We start from the raw sequence: 14,157 nt of genomic DNA, 5'->3' as shown, positions 1-14,157 counted from the left end.
TTGCCCGAGAAATTTAAACTGAATCGGAGGAAATTATGGAAGGTGTAGCTTTTGCCGCAGACGCTGCGGCCGGTGGAGCAGCTGGGCCGGGAGGGTTGATGAGCTTTTTGCCGCTTGTTTTGATCTTTGTCGTGTTCTACTTTTTGTTGATCCGGCCCCAGCAGAAAAAAGCCAAGGAGCATCAGGAATTCATTGCCAATCTCAAGAAGGGCGACGAGGTGCTGACCAGCGGCGGTCTCCAGGGCAAGATCACCGGTCTCACCGACCGGGTTGCCACCCTAGAGATTGCCGAGAATGTCCGGGTAAAGATTGCCCGCTCCTATATTCTCGGCTCGCTGGCTGGACTGGAAGGCGGGGAGAAAAAAGAGGGCGCGGCTTGCTCCATCGGCGGCGGCTGAGCTCGATAAAAGTCTTCGCCGGGGGTGAAGCAAAAAAAGATTTACGGCCTGCCTGGGTTTTCCCGGGCAGGCCTTTTTTTTTGTTATGCCGCTGCGCCGAAGTCGACAAAATCCTCATCACCGTCAAGGGGGAGAAAGCGCTGCGCTGAGGCAGCCCCGTGCGGACGTAGAACCGGGCGTGCCTGCTGCCGAGGTGATTTTCTTGAGACCTGTGCGGCACGGGCATATTGACCCGCATCCCTCTGGTGGGCAAGGGCCTGGCCGCCGACCATGGCGATCAAGTCGCCAATAGTGCTTTTCATCACTTCGGCCTGGGCGCTCAGCTCTTCGGAGGCGCTGGCCGATTCCTCGGCAGTGGCCGCGTTCTGCTGAACAACCGCATCCATTTCGGTGACGGCATTGTTGATCTGGTCGACACCCTGGGCCTGTTCAGTCGAGGCAACGCTGATCTCGTTGACCAGCTGGTTGACCTTGGCCGAGCGGGCGGCCAACTCGCCAAAAGCCGCATTGGTGGTCGCGAGCAGGCCTGTGCTGTCTTGCACCCGTTTCACCGTGCCTTCAATGAGATCGGCGGTATTTTTGGCCGCCTCGGCCGCCCGCATGGCGAGGTTGCGCACCTCGTCGGCGACTACGGCAAAGCCGGCACCGGCCTCACCGGCCCTGGCTGCCTCGACCGCTGCGTTTAAGGCCAGGAGATTGGTCTGGAACGCGATTTCGTCGATGGTCTTGATGATCTTGAAGGTGGCCTGGCTAGCGGTGGAAACATCGTTCATGGTCGCAGTCAATTCGCCCATGGAGGTGTTGACCCGATCCACCGTCTGCATGGTTTCTTGCATGAGACCATCCGCCTCTGTGGCGTTACCGGCATTCTGTTTGGTCATGGCGGTCAGTTCTTCCAGGGCGGAAGAGGTCTCTTCAATGGCCGCGGCCTGCTCGGAAGCGCCTTCCGCCAGCATTTGGCTTGCCCCGGCAACCTGGCCGGAAGCGGAGGCAACCTGAGCCGAGCCGTCATTGAGGCTTTCAATGGCGCGATTCAAGGGGCGGGTGATCTGCCGGACCAGGGTAATCGCAAAGGCTGCGCCAAAAATGAGCACGCAGAGGCTGATAACCCCCATGAGGAATTTAGAACTCTGGCTTTGGCCGAGGGCTTCGCCGGCCACCGATTTTGCCTCGGCGGTATTGGTCGCTTCAAAATCCCGCACTGTTTTCTTGAAGGAGGTGGCAGCCTGTGCCATGGCATCGGCACGGGTATCGATGGCGCTCTGATCATTGGCAGCGACCGCGGCCATCAGTCCCTTTGCCTCAGTGGCAAAGTGGTCGTGGCCTCCGGCCACCGCATCGATTTTGTCGAGCCAGTGCTCGCCCACCAGATACTCGTCCTGGCGGATAATCTCTTTCATCTTCGCAAAATTCTGGTCTTCTGTCGCATCCAGTTCTTTAAAATGCTCCGCGAATTTCTCTTCCCTGTGCAGGGCGTAGTTGGTCATGGCCAGCTCCTGACGAAGCGCGGTTTCCGATACCGCCCCCATCATGAGGGTCAGGGGGAGATGGGTTTTGTCCAGATCGCTTACCCCGATGTCCACCAGGGTTGCCTTCCAGAAGCCGAAACCCCCGAGCATAACTGACAGGATCACGAGAAAACCGAATCCTCCCTTGATTTTCGTCCCTATGGTTAACTTGCTGAAATTGAACATGATTTTTTCTCCTTGTGTTGTGTTGGCCGTCAGTTAGGCAGCAAGCTGCATGGCTGCGGAACATTCACTGTTTATCACTTGATCGATATCAAGCAGGATCTTGACCCCGCTCTCCACCTTGGCCAACCCCAAAACACTTTCGGAATGGAGTTCTCCCAGAGAAGAATGCGCTTCGATCTGCTCACCTTTGATACTGAGCACTTCGGACACCGCATCCACCACCAGGCCGGTCAAGGAGCGAGTCGCGTTTCTGACAAACTCGACGACAATGATGCAGGTGCGCTCGGTCTCCATCTGGGCGGGCATGGCGAATTTTTTCCGCAGATCAACAATGGGGATCACCTTGCCCCGCAGATTAATCACCCCTCGCAGGTATTCCGGGGTTTGCGGCAAGGCAGTGATCGGCATCATGCCGATGATTTCCTTGATCTTTAAAATCCCGATGCCATATTGCTCGGTCCCGAGGGAAAAGGTCAGGTATTTGCCTTCTTTGCTGATTCTTGCTGTTTGTTCATCCATAACAATGCCTCTTGGGTTGGGTGAAATTTAGGGCGTTTCTTCTTCAACATTCGCAGGGGATTACTTCGCCGGGTTCAAATCGAGCACGCTTCTTTTTTTCCATGCAGAAAATGGCGCCAACGATCTCCTGGGGGAGGACCGGTTTTTTTCGAAAGGAATCGCGGTCGGGTCTCAGCAAGGACTCGAGCAGGTCTGCATTGCCGAAGCCGGAAACCACCAGCACCGCGACCTCGGGGTGCTCGGCATGCAACCAGAGGATAAAGGAGATTCCGCTCCGGTTTTGCATGAGGATGTCGCTGATCACCAGATCAAAGGGTTGGCCGGCTTGCTCTGCCGCCATGATTAAGTCTTTAGCCAGATCGAGCTCGTTGGTTTTGGTGACATTAAAGCCCTGGCGGTGGAGATGACGGGCGATGGAGCTGCCCAGAATCTCGTTGTCATCAGCCACCAGAATTTTATGGATTGTTGTTTGGCACATTATTCGCTCCTCTTTGCATAGCGGAGTTTTGCAAAGAGGGTGCCAGGAGCAAAAAACAGTCCTGATAAAAACATATCATCTTGAAATAACAGGAATTTGTTTTTTGTTGGGGGATGGGGGGGCGGCGTGGATGTGCGACCTCAATGTCGGGTCGCTGTTCTTGGGTGGAGGGAGAAACAAGATGGGATGGCGATGGAACAGACTGTTATTGCGATAAAAATGAATGCTGCGACATTGAGGTCATGGGTGTGCGACCTCAATGTCGCTCAAGAGCTTTTGCCAGCGGGGCTCTTTTTTCATCTCGGCAATCTTCCGTTGCACCTGGCGGACTGTTATTCCAAGGATCTCTGCTGCCTGCTTGCGATCTCCTTTGGTCTGCATGAGGACAAAGGCCGTATGTTGGCCGGCATCTTCCTTGAGGCTGCAGAGTCTTCTGCCAAAGCTTTGGGCGGGGGCGGATTCTTGCCCGAAGGCCTCGGGCGGTAAATAGGTCTCCCGAGAAATGAGTACTGCGGTTTCCACCTTCTGCGCCAGCTCGCGGATGTTGCCCGGATAACTTTGCTGCTGCAAAAGCTCGAGAGCCTCCGGGCGAAAGCCTTTGGCCTCTTTGCCATGGCGCAGAGCGGCTTTTTTAAGAAAATAGTCGGCAAGAAGGGGGATATCCCCATCCCGCTCCCGCAAGGGCGGCAGATGCAGATGGATGGACTTGAGGCGGTACATGAGATCCAGGCGAAAGGCCCCTTCCTGACACGCCTTGTCCAGATCCACATTGGTCGCGGAAACAATCCGGACATCCACCGAAATCTGCTGCGGGTCGCCGAGGCGCATTACCTTTTTTTCTTCCAACACCCGTAAGAATTTTGCCTGGAGCGAAAGGGGCAGTTCCCCGATTTCGTCAAGAAACAGGGTGCCGGTGTGGGCCTGGGCAAAAAAACCGGGATAGTCCATGGTCGCTCCGGTGAAGGCCCCCTTGACATGGCCGAAAAACTGGCTTTCAAAGAGAGACTCGGAAACAGACGCGACATTGACCGGCACATAGGGGCCATCCGGGGCGGGTCCGGCCCCATGAATGGCTCTGGCCAGGAGCTCCTTGCCGGTGCCCGACTCACCGGTGATCAGGACCGGGTTGCCGCTTTTGGCCATGGTTTGCGCAAAGGTCAGCAGCTCCTTCATCCGGGGGCACTGGGTGATGATCGGAGAAAATGGTTCCGACAGGGTCACCGTCTTGCCTGCGCTGGCTCCGGCGAGACCGGAGAGCAGAGCCCGGCGTTCGTAGGCGTGCTCCAGCACCAGGATCAGCCTCTCGTTATCAACCGGCTTGATAAGATAGTCATAGGCCCCGAGCCGCAAGGCCTTCACCGCGGTATGCACGTCATCCACCGCAGTGAGCATGATGAACTCGGTGTGCGGACAGAAGGGCTTTGTTGACTCCAGCACCTGCAACCCATCCATTTCCGGCATGAGCATATCCAGGAAGACCACATCGAAGCCCCCGGATTTTATCCTTTCTACGGCTGCGGGTGCCTGTTCACAGACCTCCACCTCTCGGTAGCCGCGACGTCGCAAGAGCCTCTGTAAAGAGCTCAGGGCCATCGGTTCATCGTCAACCATCAATATCTTCATAGCTGTTGCCTGCCAAGGGAGTTGATCACCGTGATAAGTACTTGGAAATCCAGGGGTTTTGCCATAAAATGATCCGGCTGGGGGTTGTCCTCCCGGAGGTGCTGCGCTTCAATCGGGTCTCCGGAGATAAGAATGACCGGCAGCAGGGGAAACTTTTCTTTGATCTGTTTCAGGAGCTGCCAGCCATTGATCCCGGGCATGGCAATATCGCTTAAGACCAGATCAATCTCTGGGTGCTCCTCTAAAAGGCTGAGCACCTCCTGGCCGTTTTTCATAAACTCCACCGGTATTTTTTGTACTTCGACGAAGAAGGATTGCAAGAGGCTCAGAACCAGAGGGTCATCGTCAACGCAGAGGATGGTTGGATGCAGGTCAAGGGGGCTCTGCCGCCGGTCAACGGGAAGAAAGATAGTGAACTTTGTGCCGAGACCGGGCCGAGACAATACGCCAATTTTGCCGTTATGTTCCTGGATTAATCCGTAGGAGACAGAGAGTCCTAGGCCGGTGCCGCCGCGATCGCGGTTGGTGGTAAAAAAGGGGTCGAAGATATGGCCTGCTGCCTCCCGGGGAATGCCCCGGCCATTGTCTTCCACCTCGATGAGTATGGCATTGAGCCTTTTCACATAGCGGCTGTGGATGGAGATTGCTCCCTTGTCCTTGCTGAGGACAGCCTGGGACGCGTTCATGATCAGATTGGCAACGACCTGTTCCAGTTTTTGGAAATGACCGTAAAACGGAGGCAGCCCCTCCGTCAGGTCAACGGTGATGTTGCCTACCAGCTTTCTCGCCTGGGCACCGACAATGGTCAGGGAATCATTGATCACCTTGTTGATATCCACCAGCTTGCTGGGGGAAGCCTCGTCGAGCCGGGCGAAATCCTTGAGCTTGGCGACAATGGTATTGATTCGGTCGGAACCTGTTTTGATGGCCGCAATGATTTCTCCCATCTCCTCGGCCATTTCAGCAAAGGTGATGTTCCCGGCCGTTTTTTCCGGATGGCGTTGGCTGAATTCCGAGATAATCGGGGAAAAGGCCTCCCAGGACTCTTCAAGCAGCGGCATATTATAGGTGATAAAGCTGTTTGGGTTGTTGATCTCGTGGGCAACGCCGGCGACGACCTGGCCCAGCGAGGCGAGCTTGTCGGCCTGGATGATCTGCTGCAACCGCTGTTCTGACTGAAGCTGGAGCTTCTTCTCCTCGGAGATGTCCTGCCAGGTGCCGATGATATAGCGCAATTCTCCAGAGGGATGCCGTACCGCCCGGAGGTTGGACGCAAACCATTTGTAGGAGCCATCCGCCACCTGAAAGCGGCATTCACACTGCTGATTTTCTTCCTTGTGCAGGGAGTCAAGGCCGGTGACTGCCCGCGCCCGGTCTTCGGGATGGAGATGTTCGAGCCAGAACCGGGGGGTCTGGAGAAACTGTTCGGGGGAGTATCCGGTAATGGCCTCGACCACGTTGCTCATGTACGTGAAGGAAAAATCCTTGTCCGCTGTTCTGGTGAAGGGAATGATGGGCAGGGAGTCCAGAAGCAGGGCGAGCTTCTCGTTGCTCCGCGCTAATTCGGCTTGGGTGCATTCCGCTATTTTTTGAATCCGCAGGGAATGGAGGCCATAGGCCAGATTGTGTGCCAGCTCCTCGAGGAGAAGGACCTCTTCTGCATCAAAGGCGATGGAATTTGCCGCATAGATGGTCAGGGCGCCGACAATCTCCTGATCCACCGGTAAGGGAAGACTCAAGGCGGCGCCGTATCCCCGTTTTACCGCTTCATCCCGCCAGGGACAGCTGGCCGCGGAACTCGCCGTATCCTGCAGGAGAACCCGCTTGCCCGTGGCAATGGCCGTGCCCACCGGGCCCCGGCCGCCGACGAGGGTATCGGTCCAGCTTGCCTGGACCGAAGCGAGAAAGCCGTCTTCATCCCCGAACTGGGCCATGGGCTTGACCGATTTTTGCTGGTCGTGCATGGCGTAGCCAACCCAGGCCAGCCTATAATTGCCGATCTCCACCACCAGCCGGCAGATATCATGGAGCAGATCGGTTTCGCTCCTGGCTCGGATCAGGGCTTCATTGCATTTGCGCAAGACCTCAAGGGCACGGCTGCGGCGGGCTAGCGCCTCATGGGCCAGCTTTGCCTCACTGATATCGGTGGCGATCTCCAGGCGGACGATCCGGCCATCGCCCCACTCAATGGCCCGATCGACCATGTGGTACCAATGATTGTTTTTGGTGTTGCAGAGCTCCCAGCTATACTCTCCGACCGGACGGCCGTTTCCGTCGATGAGTTTGGCGTTGCTGCAGAAGGGACAGGGGGAGGTTTGGCCCTGCTGCAAGCTCTGCCAGCAGATGGCCCCCTCGATTTCCCCGAAGAGCTTGCGGGTGTATCTGTTTACAAAGAGTAGTTCGTAGCTCTGCATGTCCGCCACATAGACAATGGCGTCGAGACTGTCGAGGATCTTGAGGAATTTGTGCTGACAGCTCAGGGTATCAGCGGTGGTGCTGTCCTGTGGCCTCTGCGTCTGCTGCTCTGCTGCCGGGTTCTTTTGAGAGGTCACGTATGCATCCTACTTTTCCTGGGCCGGGTTATGAGTGGAGTGGACATGGGGGGAGCTTATCAGCACAGGCCGGCATGTACGGTTTTCAGGCAGCGGTCCATCACCACGGTTAACCCGGCAGCCCGGGCCATTTGGGCGGCCGCTTCATTGACCACCCCTTCCTGCATCCACACCGCTGTGGCGCCGATGCGGATTGCGGCCTCGACGATGGGCTCCACATCCTCGGAGCGCCGGAAGATATCGACGATATCCACGGGGTCAGGTACCGCCTCAAGGTTACCATAGCAGGGGAGTCCCAGGATTTCCTCCTGGCCGGGGTTGACCGGAATCACCCTATAGCCGGCTTCAAGAAGATAGCGGGCCACCATGTTGCTCGGACGGGATTTCTTGGGGGAAAGCCCTACCACGGCAATGGTTTTGCTGGAAGTCAGAAGGTTTTTCAGGGCGCTTAAATCAAGAAGCATGCGGGGCTTTCCTGGGAATAAGTTGTGGTAGTATTGTAAATCTGCATGAAAAAGCGGGAAAATCTTATTATATTGTATTTTCCCTCGCGGCAAAGCGAAAAAACACAACAAGTGAGGCAGGTCATGTGCCAGATGAGCATAATCCTTGTAGGGGATGGTAAGGAAGAGGTACTCCTGGAAAATGCCTCTCTTCTTGAGGTTACCGATGATGGCGTAAGGGTTTCCGCTCTCTTTGAAGAGCCGAAGTTCATCCGGGGAGCCGCGGTACGCGCCATCGATTTTCTCCATGGCAAGGTAACCGTGACAAAAACGAAAGGAGCCACCTGAGATGCATCCGAAAACAACCATTGAAAAGTTGCAGGTGCTTCTGCCCCATTGGGTCGAGCATAACGAAAATCATGAGGCGGAGTTCAAGAAATGGGCTGCGGAGGTGCGCGGGGAAGGGAAGGAATCCCTGGCCGCGATTCTTGATCAGGCCGTGGCAAGCATGGGTGCCACCGATGCGATCCTGAAAAAAGCCTTGGCGGAAATCGGCGGGCCGAGTCAAGGCCATGAACAGCACCACCACCATCACCACCATTACGACTGATCTGTCCCCTGTCTGTCCGTTCCTGCGCCCGCTCAGCTTTGAGCGGCGCGCCTCTTAGTGTTCAAAGGAGCGCAGGGTGGAAACGTTGCCGGGCTCAAGGGCTTCCAGGGTGGCCACCACCTTGAGCAGCCAGAACTCTTCCGGCGAGGCCTCGATCTGGTTGCGCAGGGTGTCGCTGAGCCAGTGGGAATCCTCGGGCAGGCTGTAGAAGATGCTGTCGATGCCGAAAAATCCATCGAGGATATGGGCGACGGTGTGGATGATCTTGCTCTGAAAGCCTTGGGGCATACGGAGGAGATCCTGGAAATCCTTGGTGCCGGCAGCCCGCAGATCAGCCAGCAGTTTTGCGAGCACCTGCCGGTTTGCGGTAACCCCCTCTTCCAGCCAGGGCCAGAAACGGTTGTCCTCTCCTGAGCAGGATTCGGCCGCGATCACCCGGGAAGAGTCGTATTGTACCAGCGGGGTGTGGGCAAGAAAGCGCAGGGCATGCGCCGTGCTCTTTTCCAGGTCCGGCCCCATCACCAGGATCCGGTGCGATATTTCCAGCCGCATGGTGTTTCCCTCCCGGGGTCAGAAAATAGGCAACCGGCTGATTTCCATGAAGCTGCTCACGTGGTATTCCGCGGGCAGTTTTAGGTTTTTAAAGGCGATGAGCCGCATGCCGACAGCTTCGGTATGCTCCCGGTCCACCTGGGAATCGCCGATGTAGATGCTCTCTGCCACGCTGCACTGGAAATGCGCAAGGATCTGGTGCAGCGCTTCCGGATGCGGCTTGGGCTGGGTCACGTCAAAGGCGGTTACCACCTTGTCGAAAAGGTCGGCCAGGCGAAACATCTGCAGCACCGGGCCCATGGTCGAGGTCCGGTTGGTGCTGATCGCTGTTTTATAGGCGGGCCTGAGAAAATCGAGAAATTCAGGGAGATCGGGCTCCATGATCATGTGCTGCAGGTAGGGGGTGTAATCCAGTCCCTTGCGGAAGGCGTCCGCCGCCTCCAGATCCTGGGGATAGTTGCGGAAGATGTGGCGGACCGAATCCATGACATGGTGCATGTGCACGTATTCGAGCTCTTCGGCATCCATGACCGGGTGGCCGAATTTTTCCAGCATATGATTGTAGTAGACCCGGTTGGCGTTTTTTGAGTCGAACATCACGCCGTCACAGTCAAATATCACCAGTTTCAAAGCAGTCATTGCGAAGAATCCTTGTTATCTTGTCGGCGCCGCGCTATGTAAAATCCGTAAGCGCTCACCGGGCACACCATATGCTTCGCCGCTGCGCTGCTCTTGTCGGCCTGTTAGCTCCCGGGCCTTTGGCGTGCGGCTGCCGGAGAATGAGCCTCATCTTTACAGAACATTGCCGGGTGCTGTCAAGCTGTTAACCTGGGCGCGGCGCTGGATCTCCCTGCCGATTCCGCATAATTGGTGAGTGATTGCCATGAAACAGAGTACTGATTTTCTCGTGATTGGCAGCGGTATTTCCGGGCTCTCCTTCGCCATCAAGGCGGCGCAGCTGGGGCGGGTGACGATTATCACCAAGAAGGCCCGGGTGGATACCGCCACCAACCTGGCCCAAGGCGGGATCGCCGCGGTCTTGTCGCCGGATGATTCCTTTGCCCTGCACATCGAGGATACCCTGCGCTCCGGGGCCGGGCTCTGTCATGAGGATATCGTCCGGCTGGTCGTGGAAAACGGCCCGGCCCGGATCGAGGAGTTGATCCGCCTCGGCGTCCAGTTTCAGAGCGAGGCCAACGACCCCAGCCATCTCGACCTGGGCAAGGAGGGCGGTCACTCGGCCCGCCGCATCGCCCATGCCATGGATCTCACCGGCCGCAAGATCGAAGAGGGGCTTCTGGCCCAGGTGGCGGCCAATCCCAGGATCACGGTGCTGGAAAATCATCTGGCCGTGGATCTCTTGGTCAGCTCCAAGACCGGCACCCCGTATCAGCCCCACGACAGCTTCAGCGACCAGTGCCTGGGCGCCTATGTCTTTGACCGGGAAACCGGGGGGATCGACACCTACCAGGCCAAGGTGACGGTGCTCTGCACCGGCGGCACCGGCAAGGTCTACCTCTACACCACCAATCCCGATATCGCCACCGGCGACGGCATTGCCATGGCGTACCGGGCCGGGGCCAAGGTCGGCAATCTGGAGTTTGTCCAGTTTCACCCCACCTGCCTCTATCACCCTCAGGTGAAGAATTTTCTGATCTCCGAAGCGGTGCGCGGCGAAGGGGGACGGCTTATCGACAAGCATGGCCAAGCCTTCATGCACAAGTATGACGCCCGGGGGGATCTGGCCACCCGCGACACCGTGGCCAGAGCCATTGACAGCGAGATGAAGGCGAGCGGCGATGACTGCGTCTATCTGGACATCACCCACCAGCCGGCGGAGTTTTTGCAGAAAAGGTTTCCCACCATTTACCAAAAATGCCTCTCCTTGGGGATCGACATGACCACAGAGCCCATTCCGGTGGTGCCCGCGGCCCACTATATGTGCGGCGGGGTGGTTACCGACTCGTGGGGCAGGACCAACATCGAAAATCTCTTTGCCTTTGGTGAAACCGCCTGCACCGGTCTGCACGGCGGCAACCGGTTGGCGAGCAATTCCCTGCTTGAGGCGGTGGTTTTTGCCCATCAGGCCTTTCTTGAGTGTGAGCGGGAATGGCCCGAGCTGCGCAAGGCTGCGCTGCCCGAGGTGGCGGAGTGGTTTGCAGGCTCGGCCCAGCGCATCGAGGAGAATGTCCTGGTCAGCCACAACTGGGATCAGATCCGCCGCTTGATGTGGAACTATGTCGGCATCGTGCGCACCGAGAAGCGCCTTGCTCTGGTGGAAGAGCGCCTCCGGGTTATCGTTGATGAGGTGAACCAGCATTATCACGATTACATCCTGACCCCGGATCTCATCGAACTGCGCAATATCGCCCAGGTTGCCGAGCTCATCGTGCGCTGCGCCTGCCTCCGCAAGGAATCCCGCGGCCTCCATTATCTGGTTGAGTTTCCTCTCCCCGATGACGAACATTGGAAAAAAGACACCATTCTCCGGCGTTCGGAGGGGGAACCGGGCCAGTCCGATTCCGCCAACTAGCCGGATAGACGTCGGAACTTCCCCATCCTTCCCCCCTCTGTAACGCAAAACCCCCTTGAAACGTAAGTTTTTCATTAATCGCTTTTTCTTCTTATCCCGTTGATTGTGCGGATAAAAATGCGATTCAACTTTTCTCGTTTTCCCGCCTTTTTTTGCTTGACGAGTACACTGCCTGTAGTGCTATGATAGATCCCGAAACACGACATGTAGTGTTTCAAGCCAGTTTAGAGGGGAAGATTTTAACTAATTTCTTAAATCAGAGAAGAGGAGTACGGGTATGGGAGTTGTGATGCCACTCAAAGCGGAGACCGCCCAGGCCAGCACACATCAGGTAGTGAACGAGGACAGCACCGATATCGCTCTTTTTGTCCGTTCCTCCCAGGATGACATGCTTGGCTGGAACCGGCAGCGCATCGTCGATGCCCTGTTGCGCGAGACCTTTGTCGACCGTGACACCGCCGAGAAGATCAGTAAGGACATCGAGCTGACCATCCAGGCCGGCAAGGTGAAAACCATCACCGGTCCGCTGATCCGCGAAATGGTCAACGCCAAACTCCTGGAGATGGGTCTGGAAGAGGCGCGGCGCATGCATACCCGCCTCGGGGTGCCGCTCTACGATGTGGACCAGCTGCTGGTTCAGCACAACAAGGAAAATGCCAATGTGCCCCATGGGCCGGAGGCCACCAACCTCACCCTGGCCGAGGGCATCAAGAAGGAGTACGCCCTGCTTCACGTCTTTACCCCGGATGTGGCCGACGCCCACTTGAGCGGCGACCTGCATCTCCATGACCTGGGCTTTATCGACCGGCCGTATTGTTCCGGTCAGTCCCTGGAGTATATCAAGAAATTTGGCCTCAATCTGCCCCATGCCCTGTCCATGGCCAAGCCGGCCAAGCATGCCGAGGTGCTTCTTGCCCATATGGTCAAGTTTGCCGCCTCCCTGCAGAGCCATTTTGCCGGGGCCATCGGCTGGGATGCGATCAACCTCTTTTACGCTCCCTATCTCGAAGAGCTGGATGACAACGGGGTCAAGCAGCTGGCCCAGATGATGATCTACGAATTCTCCCAGCAGGCCGTGGCCCGGGGCGGGCAGGCGATCTTCTCCGACGTCAACATCTACTGGGAGGTGCCCAAGCATTTCGTGGACGTGCCCGCCATCGGCCCGGGCGGGGTGTACACCGGTAAGACCTATGGCGAATACGAAAAGCAGGCGCAACGCTTTGCCTGGGCGCTGTTCGAGGTTTATAAAGAGGGGGATGCCGCCGGCCGCCCCTTCTTCTTCCCCAAGCCTCTGGTGCATATTACCGAGAAGTTCTTCAAGACCGACGGCCACATGGACTTCCTGCACCATATCTGCGAAGTGGCCTCGGTGAAGGGCAACACCTATTTTGTCTTTGACCGGGGCGATACCGCCAAGATCTCTGAATGCTGTCGCTTAAGCTTCAAGCTGGAGGCCTCGGATCTGGAGGATGCCAAGCAGCCCTGGAAGATGCGCTACTCGGCCCTGCAGAACATCACCATCAACCTGCCGCGTCTTGCCTTCAAGGCCCAGGGCGATGACACCAAGCTCTTTGGGCTGCTCACCGAAAATCTCCAGCTTGCGGCCAAGGCCCATGGCCAGAAGAAGAAGTTTATCGAACGGCTGATGAGCCTGGGCAAGGGCGGGCCGCTTTCTTTGCTGGCCATGGATCTCGACGGCGAGCCCTACCTCAAGCTGCACAAGTGCTCCTATCTCATCGGCATGGTGGGCCTCAATGAGCTGATCCGGGTGCATCTTGGCGAGGAGCTGCACGACTCGGATGCATCCATCAAGTTCGGCCTCAAGGTCATTGCCCATATGAACATCGTGTGCAACAAGCTGGCCGAATCCCTGGGCATGAAATTTGTTCTTGAGCAGACCCCGGCCGAGTCCACCTCCTTCCGCTTTGCCAAGCTGGATCTGGCCCATTTCAATGCCGAGGCGGCAAAGGTTGTCCAGGGCAACCGGGAGAAAGGGGAGGTCTATTACAGCAACTCCACCCTCTTTAACGTCGGTGCCGTCATGAGCCCCATCGCCAGGGTGGAGAAGGAAGGTCTGTTCCATCCCCTCATCGAGGCGGGTTCCATCACCCATCTCTGGTTGGGCGAAGCCCAGCCGGACAAGGAGGCACTGGCCAGCTTCGTGATCAATGTCTTCAAGTACACCCAGAACGACCAGATCGCCTTTTCTCCGGAATTCACCGCCTGTCTGGATTGCGGCAAGACGAGCAGGGGGTTGAGCGAGGCCTGTCCCTATTGCCAGTCGAAGAACGTCGACGGCATCACCCGGATCACCGGCTATTTCACCAAGATCTCCAGCTGGAACAAGGGCAAGCTTGGCGAACTGCACGACCGCTACCGGAACACCGATCGCTTCAACAATTAACAGGGGGAAAACCTATGACACTTTTTACCACCGATGACTGCATGCTCTGCGCCCAGCTGAAAAAACAATTCGATCTTTCCGCCATGGATGTGCGGGTGGAGGTGTTGGGCAATAACGACGCCGGCGCCCTGGCCCATCTTGCCTGGCACGGCTTGGTGGAACGGGCCAGAAAGGCTCTGCCCATTCTGGTGCTCGACGATTCTTCAGCCCTGCATGAGTTTGGCCATATCCAAAGCCAGTTACTGGACCGTGCCGTCCGTTTCGGCGTTGCGGCCCAACACCAGAACAAACAGGCAGGCTGTGAATCCGGCAGCTGCGCCCTGCAGTAGTCTTGTTGTGATAGTAGGTGTC

Annotated in this window: 14 protein-coding genes; 6 read left to right on the top strand and 8 right to left on the bottom strand. The window is 57.1% G+C overall.

What is annotated here, in order from left to right:
• The first annotated feature begins 35 nt into the window (after positions 1-35).
• Entirely contained in the window at positions 36-398 is a 363-nt protein-coding gene (gene yajC / locus OLX77_RS04070; RefSeq protein ID WP_307632313.1) for a preprotein translocase subunit YajC, read from the top strand.
• Positions 399-481: 83 nt separating this feature from the next.
• On the opposite strand, the gene OLX77_RS04065 is transcribed toward yajC, so the two are convergent.
• The 6 genes from OLX77_RS04065 to OLX77_RS04040 form a co-directional block, all read right to left on the bottom strand.
• Positions 482-2,092 carry a methyl-accepting chemotaxis protein gene (locus OLX77_RS04065; protein WP_307632312.1) on the bottom strand — a complete coding sequence of 537 codons (1,611 nt, stop codon included), beginning with the start codon at positions 2,090-2,092 and terminating at the stop codon, positions 482-484.
• Positions 2,093-2,125: 33 nt separating this feature from the next.
• The gene (locus OLX77_RS04060) at positions 2,126-2,611 is read right to left on the bottom strand and encodes a chemotaxis protein CheW (protein WP_307632311.1); all 486 of its coding nucleotides are present in this window, start codon (positions 2,609-2,611) and stop codon (positions 2,126-2,128) included.
• Between the two features lie 43 nt (positions 2,612-2,654).
• On the bottom strand, positions 2,655-3,089 hold the full coding sequence (locus OLX77_RS04055; RefSeq protein WP_307632310.1) for a response regulator: 435 nt from the start codon (positions 3,087-3,089) through the stop codon (positions 2,655-2,657).
• Positions 3,090-3,329: 240 nt separating this feature from the next.
• Positions 3,330-4,712 carry a sigma-54-dependent transcriptional regulator gene (locus tag OLX77_RS04050; protein WP_307632309.1) on the bottom strand — a complete coding sequence of 461 codons (1,383 nt, stop codon included), beginning with the start codon at positions 4,710-4,712 and terminating at the stop codon, positions 3,330-3,332.
• Positions 4,709-7,264, bottom strand: a complete 2,556-nt coding sequence (locus tag OLX77_RS04045) for an ATP-binding protein (RefSeq protein WP_307632308.1) — start codon at positions 7,262-7,264, stop codon at positions 4,709-4,711. Before OLX77_RS04045 ends, OLX77_RS04050 begins: the two co-directional genes overlap by 4 nt.
• A 59-nt stretch (positions 7,265-7,323) precedes the next feature.
• Positions 7,324-7,728 (bottom strand): CoA-binding protein, encoded by a 405-nt coding sequence (locus OLX77_RS04040; RefSeq protein WP_307632307.1) that lies wholly within the window; start codon positions 7,726-7,728, stop codon positions 7,324-7,326.
• A 132-nt stretch (positions 7,729-7,860) separates the two neighbouring features.
• Between OLX77_RS04040 and OLX77_RS04035 the strand changes: the two genes are divergently transcribed.
• The gene (locus OLX77_RS04035) at positions 7,861-8,055 is read left to right on the top strand and encodes a CooT family nickel-binding protein (RefSeq protein WP_307632306.1); all 195 of its coding nucleotides are present in this window, start codon (positions 7,861-7,863) and stop codon (positions 8,053-8,055) included.
• Position 8,056: 1 nt separating this feature from the next.
• Complete coding sequence (locus OLX77_RS04030) at positions 8,057-8,317, top strand: DUF8180 domain-containing protein (RefSeq protein ID WP_307632305.1); 261 nt, start codon at positions 8,057-8,059, stop codon at positions 8,315-8,317.
• A 54-nt stretch (positions 8,318-8,371) separates the two neighbouring features.
• Here the strand turns inward: OLX77_RS04030 and OLX77_RS04025 are convergent, their stop codons facing one another.
• The gene (locus OLX77_RS04025; protein WP_307632304.1) at positions 8,372-8,869 is read right to left on the bottom strand and encodes a hypothetical protein; all 498 of its coding nucleotides are present in this window, start codon (positions 8,867-8,869) and stop codon (positions 8,372-8,374) included.
• Positions 8,870-8,887: 18 nt separating this feature from the next.
• A complete protein-coding gene (locus OLX77_RS04020; protein ID WP_307632303.1) occupies positions 8,888-9,508 on the bottom strand; it encodes an HAD family hydrolase in 621 nt (206 codons plus the stop codon).
• Positions 9,509-9,752: 244 nt separating this feature from the next.
• On the opposite strand from OLX77_RS04020, the gene nadB reads away from it, so the two are divergent.
• The 3 genes from nadB to OLX77_RS04005 all read left to right on the top strand — a co-directional run bounded on the left by nadB (position 9,753) and on the right by OLX77_RS04005 (position 14,135).
• Positions 9,753-11,402 (top strand): L-aspartate oxidase, encoded by a 1,650-nt coding sequence (gene nadB, locus OLX77_RS04015; protein ID WP_307632302.1) that lies wholly within the window; start codon positions 9,753-9,755, stop codon positions 11,400-11,402.
• 289 nt (positions 11,403-11,691) lie between these two features.
• Positions 11,692-13,806, top strand: coding sequence for an anaerobic ribonucleoside-triphosphate reductase (gene nrdD, locus OLX77_RS04010; protein WP_307632301.1), 2,115 nt, complete (start codon positions 11,692-11,694; stop codon positions 13,804-13,806).
• Positions 13,807-13,820: 14 nt separating this feature from the next.
• Entirely contained in the window at positions 13,821-14,135 is a 315-nt protein-coding gene (locus OLX77_RS04005; RefSeq protein ID WP_307632300.1) for a hypothetical protein, read from the top strand.
• Positions 14,136-14,157 lie beyond the last annotated feature (22 nt).

The organism is Thiovibrio frasassiensis (assembly GCF_029607905.1).
Classification (GTDB): Bacteria; Desulfobacterota; Desulfobulbia; order Desulfobulbales; family Desulfurivibrionaceae; genus Thiovibrio; species Thiovibrio frasassiensis.
The sequence above is the reverse complement of the archived record's forward strand: the minus strand, read 5'-3'. Positions and strand labels throughout refer to the sequence as shown.

Bases quoted from the DNA above. Each gene is read 5' to 3' on its own strand.
- yajC (WP_307632313.1), top strand. From the start codon at position 36: ATGGAAGGTGTAGCTTTTGCCGCAGACGCTGCGGCCGGTGGAGCAGCT.
- OLX77_RS04065 (WP_307632312.1), bottom strand. From the start codon at position 2,092: ATGTTCAATTTCAGCAAGTTAACCATAGGGACGAAAATCAAGGGAGGA.
- OLX77_RS04060 (WP_307632311.1), bottom strand. From the start codon at position 2,611: ATGGATGAACAAACAGCAAGAATCAGCAAAGAAGGCAAATACCTGACC.
- OLX77_RS04055 (WP_307632310.1), bottom strand. From the start codon at position 3,089: ATGTGCCAAACAACAATCCATAAAATTCTGGTGGCTGATGACAACGAG.
- OLX77_RS04050 (WP_307632309.1), bottom strand. From the start codon at position 4,712: ATGAAGATATTGATGGTTGACGATGAACCGATGGCCCTGAGCTCTTTA.
- OLX77_RS04040 (WP_307632307.1), bottom strand. From the start codon at position 7,728: ATGCTTCTTGATTTAAGCGCCCTGAAAAACCTTCTGACTTCCAGCAAA.
- OLX77_RS04035 (WP_307632306.1), top strand. From the start codon at position 7,861: ATGAGCATAATCCTTGTAGGGGATGGTAAGGAAGAGGTACTCCTGGAA.
- OLX77_RS04030 (WP_307632305.1), top strand. From the start codon at position 8,057: ATGCATCCGAAAACAACCATTGAAAAGTTGCAGGTGCTTCTGCCCCAT.
- OLX77_RS04025 (WP_307632304.1), bottom strand. From the start codon at position 8,869: ATGCGGCTGGAAATATCGCACCGGATCCTGGTGATGGGGCCGGACCTG.
- OLX77_RS04020 (WP_307632303.1), bottom strand. From the start codon at position 9,508: ATGACTGCTTTGAAACTGGTGATATTTGACTGTGACGGCGTGATGTTC.
- nadB (WP_307632302.1), top strand. From the start codon at position 9,753: ATGAAACAGAGTACTGATTTTCTCGTGATTGGCAGCGGTATTTCCGGG.
- nrdD (WP_307632301.1), top strand. From the start codon at position 11,692: ATGCCACTCAAAGCGGAGACCGCCCAGGCCAGCACACATCAGGTAGTG.
- OLX77_RS04005 (WP_307632300.1), top strand. From the start codon at position 13,821: ATGACACTTTTTACCACCGATGACTGCATGCTCTGCGCCCAGCTGAAA.